General features: G+C 53.7%; 8 protein-coding genes. 1 reads left to right on the top strand and 7 read right to left on the bottom strand.

Features of this window, described 5'->3' with window-relative positions; all coding sequences use genetic code 11:
• Nucleotides 1-60: 60 nt before the first annotated feature.
• The 3 genes from pstS to glmU form a co-directional block, all read right to left on the bottom strand.
• Nucleotides 61-1,101 carry a phosphate ABC transporter substrate-binding protein PstS gene (pstS, locus tag ABLU67_RS05040; protein WP_004127017.1) on the bottom strand — a complete coding sequence of 347 codons (1,041 nt, stop codon included), beginning with the start codon at nucleotides 1,099-1,101 and terminating at the stop codon, nucleotides 61-63.
• Between the two features lie 315 nt (nucleotides 1,102-1,416).
• Complete coding sequence (gene glmS, locus ABLU67_RS05035; protein ID WP_064357576.1) at nucleotides 1,417-3,246, bottom strand: glutamine--fructose-6-phosphate transaminase (isomerizing); 1,830 nt, start codon at nucleotides 3,244-3,246, stop codon at nucleotides 1,417-1,419.
• 182 nt (nucleotides 3,247-3,428) lie between these two features.
• Nucleotides 3,429-4,799: a bifunctional UDP-N-acetylglucosamine diphosphorylase/glucosamine-1-phosphate N-acetyltransferase GlmU gene (gene glmU / locus ABLU67_RS05030; RefSeq protein ID WP_038423896.1), complete on the bottom strand. Its 1,371-nt coding sequence runs from the start codon at nucleotides 4,797-4,799 to the stop codon at nucleotides 3,429-3,431.
• A 345-nt stretch (nucleotides 4,800-5,144) separates the two neighbouring features.
• Between glmU and ABLU67_RS05025 the strand changes: the two genes are divergently transcribed.
• Nucleotides 5,145-7,316 (top strand): right-handed parallel beta-helix repeat-containing protein, encoded by a 2,172-nt coding sequence (locus tag ABLU67_RS05025; RefSeq protein WP_224384580.1) that lies wholly within the window; start codon nucleotides 5,145-5,147, stop codon nucleotides 7,314-7,316.
• A 413-nt stretch (nucleotides 7,317-7,729) separates the two neighbouring features.
• Here ABLU67_RS05025 and ABLU67_RS05020 read toward each other — a convergent pair whose 3' ends face one another.
• The 4 genes from ABLU67_RS05020 to atpA are packed head-to-tail and all read right to left on the bottom strand — an operon-like array spanning nucleotide 7,730 to nucleotide 12,034.
• Nucleotides 7,730-8,149, bottom strand: coding sequence for a F0F1 ATP synthase subunit epsilon (locus ABLU67_RS05020; RefSeq protein WP_004107274.1), 420 nt, complete (start codon nucleotides 8,147-8,149; stop codon nucleotides 7,730-7,732).
• Nucleotides 8,150-8,169: 20 nt separating this feature from the next.
• Entirely contained in the window at nucleotides 8,170-9,552 is a 1,383-nt protein-coding gene (gene atpD / locus ABLU67_RS05015; protein WP_004107276.1) for a F0F1 ATP synthase subunit beta, read from the bottom strand.
• A 26-nt stretch (nucleotides 9,553-9,578) separates the two neighbouring features.
• Nucleotides 9,579-10,442 (bottom strand): F0F1 ATP synthase subunit gamma, encoded by an 864-nt coding sequence (atpG, locus tag ABLU67_RS05010; RefSeq protein WP_004107278.1) that lies wholly within the window; start codon nucleotides 10,440-10,442, stop codon nucleotides 9,579-9,581.
• Nucleotides 10,443-10,492: 50 nt separating this feature from the next.
• Nucleotides 10,493-12,034, bottom strand: a complete 1,542-nt coding sequence (gene atpA, locus ABLU67_RS05005; protein WP_004127029.1) for a F0F1 ATP synthase subunit alpha — start codon at nucleotides 12,032-12,034, stop codon at nucleotides 10,493-10,495.
• Between the last annotated feature and the right edge of the window lie 9 nt (nucleotides 12,035-12,043).

Below are 12,043 nucleotides of genomic sequence, written 5' to 3'. Positions count from 1 at the left end.
CTATGTGACCGGGGTGAACAAGCGCTGCCAACGCACCTGTAGCTCGAAGGCTGACGGGTATTAGTACAGCGCTTTACCGCTGCTGTCCTTTACGTTGGTCTTCCATGCCGCGCGAACTTGCTCAACCACGCTTTCCGGCAGGGTAGCATAGTCCAGCGCGTTGGCTTCTTTACCGCCGTTTTTATACGCCCAGTCGAAGAACTTCAGCACTTCGGCGGTCTGCTCTGGCTTGTTGGAAGCCTTGTGGACCAGAATGAAGGTGGTTGAAGTGATCGGCCATGCGTTGTCGCCTTTCTGATTCGTCAGATCCTGTGCAAAGGATTTGCTCCAGTCGATTTCTTTCGCCGCGTTAGCGAAGTTATCTTCAGTCGGGCTCACCGGCTTGCCATCGGCGGACAGCAGTTTGGTGTAAGCGAGGTTGTTCTGTTTTGCGTAGGCATATTCTACGTAGCCGATAGAGCCCGGCAGACGCTGAACGAACGCGGCGATGCCGTCGTTGCCTTTACCGCCCAGACCGGTCGGCCAGTTAACGGTTGAGCCCGCGCCGATTTTAGATTTCCACTCTTCGTTCACCTTCGCCAGATAGCTGGTGAAAACGAAGGAAGTACCGGAACCATCAGCACGACGAACCACCGCGATGTTCTGAGAAGGCAGCTTCATGCCCGGGTTGAGCTTAGCAATCGCCGCGTCATCCCATTTTTTGATTTTGCCCAGGTAGATATCACCCAGCGTTTTACCGTCAAGCACCAGCTCACCGGATTTCACGCCAGGCAGGTTAATTGCCAGCACTACGCCGCCGATAACGGTCGGAAACTGGAACAGACCTTCCTGAGCCAGCTTGTCATCAGCAAGAGGTGCATCAGAAGCACCGAAGTCTACGGTGTTGGCCGTAATTTGTTTTACGCCGCCAGAGGAGCCGATACCCTGGTAATTGACTTTATTACCCGTTTCCTTGTTATAGGTATCTGCCCATTTGGCATACACCGGCGCGGGGAAAGTTGCACCTGCGCCAGTCAGGCTTGCTGCTGCAAAAACAGAGAAAGCGCTCATCGATAAGGTCGCGGCGACAACTGTTGCGACGGTGGTACGCATAACGTTCATAATGTCTCCTGCTGGATTCGTAAACCATTGTTTCGAAGCTATGGTGAGCAAAATAGGACAAACAGGTGACAGTAAAATGTACGAATTATTACAGTTTTATGACAAGCAAAAAGACGGGAATTTACGTTAAATAAAAACAATACAAATCATATTGTTACTATGGTTAATGATAGAAAGATTAGCGGAAAATTTTATTTTTATGACAGCGCAAAAGCGTCTCAAAAATGACAGGCTGTCATAAAGCGGGGGGATCTCGCTGTTCGCCGCAAATAAAAAGGGCTGCCCGACGGCAGCCCTTTCAACGCTGTAAAATCGTTATTCCACGGTAACTGATTTCGCCAGGTTACGCGGCTGGTCAACGTCAGTCCCTTTGATCAGCGCGACGTGATACGCCAGCAGCTGCAGCGGTACGGTATAGAAGATTGGCGCGATCGCCTCTTCAACATGCGGCATCTCGATGATGTGCATATTGTCGCTGCCGGTGAAACCCGCATCGCCGTCAGCAAAAACGTACAGCTGGCCGCCGCGAGCGCGAACCTCTTCAATATTGGATTTCAATTTTTCCAGCAGTTCGTTGTTCGGCGCGACCACCACCACCGGCATTTCAGCGTCAATCAGCGCCAGCGGACCATGCTTCAGCTCGCCGGCAGCATAGGCTTCCGCATGAATATAGGAGATCTCTTTCAGCTTCAGCGCCCCTTCCAGGGCAATGGGATACTGATCGCCGCGGCCAAGGAACAGCGCGTGGTGTTTGTCAGAGAAGTTCTCAGCCAGCGCCTCAATGCGCTTGTCCTGCGAAAGCACCTGCTCAATGCGGCTCGGCAGCGCCTGCAGACCATGCACGATATCATGTTCAATCGACGCATCCTGGCCTTTGAGTCGCGCCAGTTTCGCCACCAGCATCAGCAGAACGGTCAGCTGCGTCGTGAAGGCTTTAGTCGAGGCGACGCCGATTTCCGTCCCGGCGTTGGTCATCATCGCCAGATCGGACTCACGCACCAGGGATGATCCAGGCACGTTACAAATCGCCAGCGACCCCAGATAGCCCAGCTCTTTCGACAGGCGCAGGCCGGCGAGGGTGTCCGCCGTCTCGCCGGACTGAGAGAGGGTGATCATCAGGCTGTTGCGACGCACGGCCGATTTGCGATAGCGGAACTCGGAGGCGATTTCAACATCGCACGGCACCCCTGCCAGCGACTCAAACCAGTAGCGGGACACCATACCTGAGTTGTAGGAGGTGCCGCAGGCGATGATCTGAATATGCTCGACCTTAGACAGCAGCTCGTTAGCCTGCGGGCCCAGCTCGCTTAAATCAACCTCGCCGTGGCTAATGCGCCCGGAGAGGGTATTTTTGATGGCGTTCGGCTGCTCGTAGATCTCTTTCTGCATATAGTGACGATAGATACCTTTATCGCCCGCGTCGTACTGCAGACTGGATTCAATATCCGGGCGCTGCACTTCGGCGCCGGATTTGTCAAAGAGAGTCACGGAACGGCGGGTGACTTCCGCAATATCGCCCTCTTCGAGGAAGATAAAGCGGCGGGTAACCGGCAGCAGCGCCAGCTGATCGGAGGCAATGAAGTTTTCCCCCATCCCCAGGCCAATCACCAGCGGGCTTCCTGAACGAGCGGCCAGCAGCGTACCCGGATCGCGGGAATCCATGATCACGGTGCCATAAGCGCCGCGCAGCTGCGGGATAGCCCGCAGAACCGCATCACGCAGAGTACCGCCCTGTTCCAGCTCCCAGTGAACCAGGTGCGCAATAACCTCCGTGTCAGTCTCGGAGGCGAAAACGTAGCCCCTCGACTGCAACAGCTCGCGCAGCGGCTCATGGTTTTCGATAATCCCGTTATGCACCACCACAATATGGTCAGAAACATGCGGATGCGCGTTACCTTCAGACGGTTCGCCGTGCGTCGCCCAACGGGTATGGGCAATCCCGGTACCGCCGTGCAACGGATGTTCTTCCAGCGCCTGGGCCAGCATCTGTACTTTCCCGAGGCGGCGAACGCGGTTCATATGACCTTCGTTATCGACGACGGCCAGACCGGCGGAGTCATAACCGCGGTATTCCAGACGACGTAAACCTTCGAGAAGGATTTCAGCAATATCACGCTGCGCGACTGCGCCAACAATTCCACACATAGTTTTTAATTCCGATTTTGGCTGTATGCCATACGTTGTCGGTCAACCTGTTTACCCGTACTTTCGGGCGCCCCGAGCCTTGTAGAGAGTGGGGTTATTTTTATGGGTACTGCCGTGGGGGGAGGATTATTTTACCCCCTCACCCCGCTCTTTTCCCCGAAAAGGGCGAAAGAGAAATAGCGTTACTTTTTCTTCACCGGGCGCTGCCAGCCCTGTTTATGAACCTGCGGCACGCGGCTTAACACTAATTCATTATCGGCAACGTTACGCGTGACCGTTGTTCCTGCGGCAATGGTGACCCCCTTGCCGACGGTCACCGGAGCGACCAGCTGGCTGTCTGAGCCAACAAACACGTCATCGCCGATCACCGTTTTATGCTTATTTGCGCCATCATAGTTACAGGTGATGGTGCCCGCGCCGATATTCACGTTATCGCCTATCTCGGCGTCTCCGAGATAGGAGAGATGCCCGGCCTTCGTGCCTTTACCCAGACGCGCCTTTTTAATTTCAACAAAGTTGCCGACGTGCGCGCCTTCGAGAAGCTCAGCGCCTGGGCGCAGCCGCGCGAACGGCCCAATGGTACAGGCGGCTGCCAGATGAGCATCCTCTACCACGGTATAGGGGCTGATCTCGCAATCATCACCAATGGTGCTGTTCTTGATGACGCAGCCGGTGCCAATCTTTACCCGATCCCCCAGCACCACGTCACCTTCGAAGATAACGTTAGTATCAATTTCGACATCGCGCCCGTGTTTCAGCACGCCGCGCAGATCAAAACGCGCCGGATCGCGCAGCATAACGCCCGCGAGCAGCAGTTCTTCAGCCTTTTCAGACTGCCAGACGCGCTCAAGCCGGGAGAGCTGCAGGCGGTTATTCACGCCTTCCACTTCGCTTAGACGCTGAGGATGAACAGCGGCAATTTCACGACCTTCTTCATAGGCCATGGCGATAATATCGGTGATGTAGTATTCACCCTGAACGTTGTTGTTGGTGAGCTTAGCCAGCCAGCGTTTAAGATCCGCGCCATTGGCGACCAGAATCCCGGTATTAATTTCCTGAATCCGGCGCTGCTCGTCGCTGGCGTCCTTATGCTCGACAATGCCCGTCACCGCGCCGTTATCGCGCGTAATGCGGCCGTAGCCGGTCGGATCGTCAAGCTTCACCGTCAACAGACCGATGCCGCCCTGCGGTTTCGCTTCCCGCAGACGCTTCAATGTTTCGACGGAAATGAGCGGCACGTCGCCGTACAGCATCAGGATATCTTCATTATCGCTGAAGAACGGCGCCGCCTGCTGCATGGCGTGGCCGGTACCTAGCTGTTCGGCCTGCAGGACCCAGTTGAGGTTATCTTCGTGCAGCGTCTGGCGAAGCAGATCGCCGCCGTGCCCGTACACCAGATGTACGGCGGAAGCGCCTAATTCTTTAGCTGCATCAATAACATGCTGCACCATTGGCTTCCCGGCCAGCGAATGCAACACCTTAGGAAGATCGGAATACATGCGGGTACCTTTGCCAGCGGCAAGAATAACCACGCTCATCGGACTGTTTGACATACGCATCCTGACTGCTGTTGGAACGAAAAGTAAAAGCCTTTCACGTTGAAATATCTACATATTTTTCATCATGAAACGAGACGAAGATAAAATGCACAAGCGTAACGCTATACACCATTTTAGGTGGGTATTTTTAGTCAGCGCAAACCCGTTTAGCGCAAAAAAAGCATTTTAATGAGTGGCAATGCCGGCTATCCCTCTGCTTTTGCTGTTTTTTTGGCGGGTAAATAAAGAAAACCCATAAAATAAAACACAGTTTTAATATTCATTAATTGTGACGTAATAAATAGAAACACCATTTCATTTTCCTGATAATGCCGGTTAATAATTACCCAGGAGAAAAGAATGAATAACAAAATACCTTTGGCATTAACCCTTTGCAGTACGATGATCGCGCTACCGCTGCAGGCCAACGATGGTCATCAGTGGCGGGCAATCGCCTTTGGGCAATCTACCGACAGCAATTTTTCCTCGAATGTTCTGCCGGAAAAAATTGGCGTCAACGATGTCACCATCGCCGGAAAAAAACTGACGCCGCAGGACGTCGCCGACCTCAGCCAGCCCATTACCATCGAGAGCCGGGGAGGTAAAATAGCCAATTCTCACGACGGACTGACCTTCTTTTACACCCGGCTACCGACCAGCCAGAATTTTATCCTGCAGGCTACGGTGACCGTCAATCAGTTTGGCCCGGAAAATGGCGCGCGTCCTGCGGCACAGGAAGGTGCGGGACTGCTGGTCCGCGATGTAATAGGAGTTCCGCGTCAACAGCCGCTGAAGGTCGGCTACGAAGAGTTTCCGGCGGCATCCAATATGGTGATGAATGCCATTATGACGCAGGATAAAAAAGATGGCTCACATATCAAATTGCAGACTATCAGCCGGGAAGGGATAACCCAACCGTGGGGCAATGCGGGCGCATCAATAAAGCGTCAGAGCTATAAAGAGAAAATCGATATCCAGCAAACGCCGACGTTCCAGCTCAGACTGGAACGCACCAACGACGGGTTTATTACCTCATGGGCAGCAACGGGCAGTAATGAATGGGTAAGCCAGCAGGTTCCTCACGCCGATCTGGTTGCCCGGCAGGATAAAGAACATTACTACGTCGGCTTCTTCGCCTCACGTAATGCAAAAATCACCGTCAGCAACGCCTCGCTCACCACCTCAGCGGCACATACGGTTCCCTCCGCGCCGTATGTCGCTAAAGGCTGGCCGCCGGTTATGCAAATTGCTTCGGGAACAGTAAGCCAGAGCAAAGCTTACATCCTACAGGCGCGCACCAACAGCGATGGGCGCATCACCGTTCGTCAGGATGAAGTGGTGATCGGGCAGGATAAAACCGTGAAGGCCGGGGAAATGTTTACCCAGCCTGCCGTACTGAAAGATAAAAGCACGTTCGAAATCCGCTTCACTACGGCCACCGGCGCGGAAACGCTGACCCAGACGCTGACGGTTGAACAGAGTCCCCAAGTGACAGGCAATACGCTCTACGCCGCGCCAGAGGGACAACCTCAGGCAAAAGGGACGGCGGACTCGCCGCTGGATTTCGTCTCCGCTATCAAACTCGTCCCGCCCGGCGGGCAAATTGTATTAGCCGCCGGAGATTACCCGCAAACGGCCATTCCTGTCAGCGCCAGCGGCCTGAAGGACAAAATCAAAACGCTAAAAGCCGACGGAAAAGCGGTGATTCACGGGCTGCTGCTGGATGCCAGCTACTGGCATATCGATGGGATTGAGATTACGGACAAGAGCCTGCGCGTACAGGGCAGCCATAACCTGATCGAGAACGTCACCGCGTATCGTAACGATGATACCGGCATTCAAATTTCCTCTCCGGCGGATGTTGGACGCCCGCTGTGGGCCAGCTTTAACCGGGTAGTGAATTCTGAATCCTTTAGTAACGAGGATCCGGGCAAAATTAACGCCGACGGCTTCGCGGTGAAAATGCGCGTAGGAGAGGGTAACCGGCTGGAGGGCTGTTACTCGCACGATAATATCGACGACGGTTTCGACCTGTTTAATAAAATTGAGGACGGTGCAAACGGCGTTGTGGTGATCGAGAACTCTATTGCCCGCAATAATACCAGTAACGGGTTTAAGCTCGGTGGGGAAGGGCAGCCGGTCGCCCACGAGGTACGTAACAGCATCGCCATCGATAACCATCTGGACGGTTTTACCGACAACTTTAACCCCGGCAAGCTGGTGGTGGTTAACAACGTCGCGGTAGATAACCAGCGCTTTAACTACCTGTTCCGCCCGAGTCCGTACGGTGCGCCGGAAACGCAGGGCACCTTCAGCGAGAACCTTTCCCTGCGCAGCCAGCCTGGGAAATATGACGATGCCGTTGTCGGGAATATTGACGATAGCAACTATTTTATCCACGGCGGCAGAAGCATCAACGCCCAGGGAAAACGCATTAACAGCGCCGATTATCAGACGCTGGCGCTGCCGGACCCGCTGACGCGTGAGGCCGACGGCAGCTTCAACACCGGTAACTTCCTCAGCCGCGACTAACCCGCTATGCGTGAAAAACATAAAGGTCGCCCTGGGGCGACCTTTTCACTTTCTGTCTGCTTCACACCGCATGTGTTGTCGTTTTAGTTAGCGGTACAGCGCAAAAACAGTCTGGAAAGTTGACTTCTTAGTGGTTGAACGTACCGAAGGTTACGTTCATAGCACTGAAGAAAGCGACGATTTTATTAAGCAGTTTCATGATCTCTTCCTGGATAGCGATTACGTTTTTGATGAATTTTTTTGTGACTAACATCACAAAAACAAGTCTACGCTTCATCTTTTAAACGATCAACAAAAATGAGATATGCATCACAAAATTTTTAAACCCGCTTTTTAGTTTTGTTTTTTCTGAAACGAAGCCATAAAAAAAGCCAGCCTGGAAACCAGACTGGCTTTTAGCGTTCAAGCCGGTGTTACATCGCTTTTTTGGTCAACTCGATAACGCGCAGTTTAGCGATCGCTTTGGCCAGTTCCGCAGACGCCTGAGCGTAGTCCACGTCACCATGAGAGCTCTTAATGTGCTCTTCAGCCTTACGTTTCGCTTCCAGGGCTCGCGCTTCGTCGAGATCCTGGCCACGAATTGCCGTATCAGCCAGAACGGTCGTGCTACCCGGCTGCACTTCAAGAATGCCGCCTGACAGGTAGATAAATTCTTCGTGACCGTGCTGCTTAACGATGCGAATCATACCAGGCTTAATGGCGGTGAGCAGCGGCGCGTGCCCCGGGTAAATACCCAGTTCACCTTCGCTACCCGTTACCTGGATTTTCTCGACCAGACCAGAGAACATTTGTTTCTCTGCGCTGACGACGTCCAGGTGGTAAGTCATTGCCATATCACCCTCCGATTAAGGCGTTAAAGTTTTTTGGCTTTTTCCACGGCTTCGTCGATAGAACCGACCATGTAGAACGCCTGCTCCGGCAGGTGATCGTATTCGCCTTCCATGATGCCTTTAAAGCCACGGATGGTGTCTTTCAGGGAGACGTATTTGCCCGGAGAACCGGTAAATACTTCTGCCACGAAGAACGGCTGGGACAGGAAGCGCTGAATCTTACGCGCGCGAGCTACCACCAGCTTATCTTCTTCAGACAGTTCATCCATACCCAGGATGGCGATGATGTCTTTCAGTTCCTGATAACGCTGCAGGATGGACTGAACGCCACGAGCGGTGTCGTAGTGCTCCTGACCAACAACCAGCGGATCCAGCTGACGGCTGGTGGAGTCCAGCGGGTCAACTGCCGGATAGATACCCAGAGAAGCGATCTGACGGCTCAGTACCACGGTTGCGTCAAGGTGCGCAAAGGTGGTGGCTGGAGACGGGTCAGTCAAGTCATCCGCGGGTACGTATACCGCCTGTACGGAAGTGATAGAGCCGGTTTTGGTGGAGGTGATACGTTCCTGCAGAACGCCCATCTCTTCCGCCAGAGTCGGCTGGTAACCTACCGCTGAAGGCATACGGCCCAGCAGTGCGGATACTTCAGTACCGGCCAGGGTGTAACGATAGATGTTATCGACGAACAGCAGAACGTCACGACCTTCGTCACGGAACTTCTCAGCCATGGTCAGGCCGGTCAGCGCAACGCGCAGACGGTTTCCCGGCGGCTCGTTCATCTGGCCATACACCAGGGATACTTTATCGATAACGTTGGAGTCGGTCATTTCGTGGTAGAAGTCGTTACCCTCACGAGTACGTTCACCTACGCCCGCAAACACGGAGTAACCGGAGTGCTCGATCGCGATGTTACGGATCAGCTCCATCATGTTTACGGTTTTACCTACACCCGCACCACCGAACAGACCAACTTTACCGCCCTTCGCAAACGGACACATCAGGTCGATAACTTTGATGCCGGTTTCCAGCAGTTCCTGAGAGTTTGACAACTCTTCGTAGGAAGGTGCTGCGCGGTGGATAGCCCAACGCTCTTCTTCACCGATGTCGCCTTTCATGTCTACCGGTTGGCCCAGTACGTTCATGATACGACCCAGCGTTGCTTTACCTACCGGGACTTCGATCGGATGCTCGAGGTCTTTTACTTCCAGACCGCGACGCAGACCGTCGGAAGAACCCATGGCGATGGTACGAACAATACCGCCGCCGAGCTGCTGCTGAACTTCCAGCACCAGATTCTCACTACCATTTTGTACCTCAAGAGCCTCGTACACGCGCGGTACGGCATCCTGAGGGAATTCGACGTCGACCACGGCGCCGATTACCTGGACAATTTTTCCAGTAGCCATCTTGAATCCTCTACGAATTAACCTGGTTATACCGCGGATGCTCCACCGACGATCTCGGTGAGTTCCTGAGTAATGCTGGCCTGACGAGCTTTGTTGTATACCAACTGCAGCTCTTTAATCAGGCTGCCGCCATTGTCGGTCGCGGCTTTCATCGCCACCATACGTGCGGCCTGCTCGCTGGCCAGGTTTTCTACCACGCCCTGATAAACCTGAGATTCCACATAACGGCGCAGCAGGGTATCCAGCAGCGCTTTCGGATCGGGTTCATACAGGTAATCCCAGGATTTACGCTTCAACTCACCATCTTCTGAAGCCGGTAACGGCAGCAGCTGAGTGATGGTTGGAACCTGAGACATGGTGTTAATAAATTTGTTGCTGACAATATACAGCTTGTCCAGACGGCCTTCATCGTAGGCCTGCAACATCACTTTTACCGGACCAATCAGTTCGGACAGGGATGGGTTATCCCCCATACCCGTCACCTGGGCGACAACATTACCGCTAACGGAATTAAAGAACGACACGCCCTTGGAGCCGATCATTGCGAGTTCGCACTGAACGCCTTTATCGGACCATGCTTTCATTTCCGCCAGCAGCTTTTTGAACAGGTTAATGTTCAAGCCACCGCACAGACCACGGTCGGTAGACACCACCAGGTAGCCCACGCGTTTAACGTCGCGTTCTTCCAGGTAAGGGTGCTTATATTCCAGATTACCGTTCGCAAGGTGACCGATCACTTTGCGCATCGTATCTGCATAAGGACGGCTGGCCGCCATACGCTCCTGCGATTTACGCATTTTGGAAGCGGCGACCATTTCCATCGCTTTAGTGATCTTTTGCGTGTTCTGGACGCTTGCGATCTTACTACGTATCTCTTTTGCGCCGGCCATGAGCTTCTCCTCAATGCCTTGCGGCCTGCCCTAGAGCAAGCCGCCAGACTTTACCAGGATTGGGTTGCTTTGAAGGAATCGAGGATGCCTTTCAGCTTGCCTTCGATTTCGTCGTTATAGCCACCGGACTGGTTGATCTCTTGCATCAACGGAGCGTGATCACGGTCGACGTAAGCCAGCAGAGCGGCTTCAAAGCTACCGATTTTCGACAGCTCGACATCCGCCAGATAACCACGTTCTGCCGCGAACAGAACCAGAGACTGCTGCGCAACGGACATCGGCGCATACTGTTTCTGTTTCAGCAGTTCGGTCACTTTCTGACCGTGGTCCAGCTGCTTACGGGTTGCATCATCAAGGTCAGAGGCAAACTGGGAGAACGCCGCCAGTTCGCGATACTGTGCCAGAGCGGTACGAATACCACCGGACAGTTTCTTCATGATCTTGGTCTGAGCTGCACCACCAACACGGGATACGGAGATACCCGGGTTAACCGCAGGACGAATACCGGAGTTAAACAGGTTGGTTTCCAGGAAGATCTGACCATCGGTAATGGAAATTACGTTGGTCGGAACGAACGCAGAAACGTCACCCGCCTGGGTTTCGATAATCGGCAGCGCAGTCAGAGAACCGGTTTTACCCTTCACTTCACCTTTGGTGAAAGCTTCAACGTATTCGACGTTAACACGTGCAGCACGCTCCAGCAGACGAGAGTGGAGGTAGAAAACGTCGCCCGGGAATGCTTCACGTCCAGGCGGACGGCGGAGCAGCAGGGAGATCTGACGATAAGCAACGGCCTGTTTAGACAGGTCATCATAAATGATCAGCGCATCTTCACCGCGGTCGCGGAAGTATTCACCCATTGCGCAACCGGCGTACGGCGCCAGGTATTGCAGTGCGGCAGATTCAGATGCGGTTGCAACCACAACGATGGTGTTAGCCAGCGCGCCGTGTTCTTCCAGTTTACGTACCACGTTAGAAATCGTGGACGCTTTCTGGCCGATAGCTACGTAGACGCACTTGATGCCGGAATCACGTTGGTTGATGATGGCGTCGATAGCCAGCGCGGTTTTACCGGTCTGACGGTCGCCGATGATCAGTTCACGCTGTCCACGACCGATTGGGATCATGGCATCAACGGATTTATAACCGGTCTGCACCGGCTGATCGACGGACTGACGTTCGATTACGCCCGGCGCGATAGCTTCAACGGCGGAGAAGCCGTCGTGCTCCAGCGGACCTTTACCATCAATCGGTGCACCCAGGGTGTTAACCACACGTCCCAGCAGGCCGCGGCCAACCGGAACTTCAAGGATACGGCCAGTACATTTAACCTTCATACCTTCGGCAAGGTCAGCGTACGGACCCATCACAACTGCACCTACGGAGTCGCGCTCCAGGTTCAGTGCGATAGCGTAACGGTTACCCGGCAGAGCGATCATCTCACCCTGCATACAATCGGCCAGGCCGTGAATGCGGATAACACCGTCACTTACAGAAACGATAGTACCTTCGTTATGAGCCTCGCTCACAACATTGAACTGAGCAATGCGCTGCTTGATCAGTTCGCTGATTTCGGTGGAATTCAGTTGCATGCTCCAGTC

This window comes from Klebsiella sp. GN_Kp190 (genome assembly GCF_040061795.1).
Taxonomy (GTDB): Bacteria; Pseudomonadota; Gammaproteobacteria; order Enterobacterales; family Enterobacteriaceae; genus Klebsiella; species Klebsiella michiganensis.
Note: the sequence above shows the minus strand (reverse complement) of the source record. Positions and strands in the feature narration are given on the sequence as shown.

Excerpts from the sequence above, each read along its gene's own strand:
- atpG (WP_004107278.1), bottom strand. The coding sequence starts at position 10,442 with ATGGCCGGCGCAAAAGAGATACGTAGTAAGATCGCAAGCGTCCAGAAC.
- ABLU67_RS05025 (WP_224384580.1), top strand. The coding sequence starts at position 5,145 with ATGAATAACAAAATACCTTTGGCATTAACCCTTTGCAGTACGATGATC.
- atpD (WP_004107276.1), bottom strand. The coding sequence starts at position 9,552 with ATGGCTACTGGAAAAATTGTCCAGGTAATCGGCGCCGTGGTCGACGTC.
- atpA (WP_004127029.1), bottom strand. The coding sequence starts at position 12,034 with ATGCAACTGAATTCCACCGAAATCAGCGAACTGATCAAGCAGCGCATT.
- glmS (WP_064357576.1), bottom strand. The coding sequence starts at position 3,246 with ATGTGTGGAATTGTTGGCGCAGTCGCGCAGCGTGATATTGCTGAAATC.
- glmU (WP_038423896.1), bottom strand. The coding sequence starts at position 4,799 with ATGTCAAACAGTCCGATGAGCGTGGTTATTCTTGCCGCTGGCAAAGGT.
- pstS (WP_004127017.1), bottom strand. The coding sequence starts at position 1,101 with ATGAACGTTATGCGTACCACCGTCGCAACAGTTGTCGCCGCGACCTTA.
- ABLU67_RS05020 (WP_004107274.1), bottom strand. The coding sequence starts at position 8,149 with ATGGCAATGACTTACCACCTGGACGTCGTCAGCGCAGAGAAACAAATG.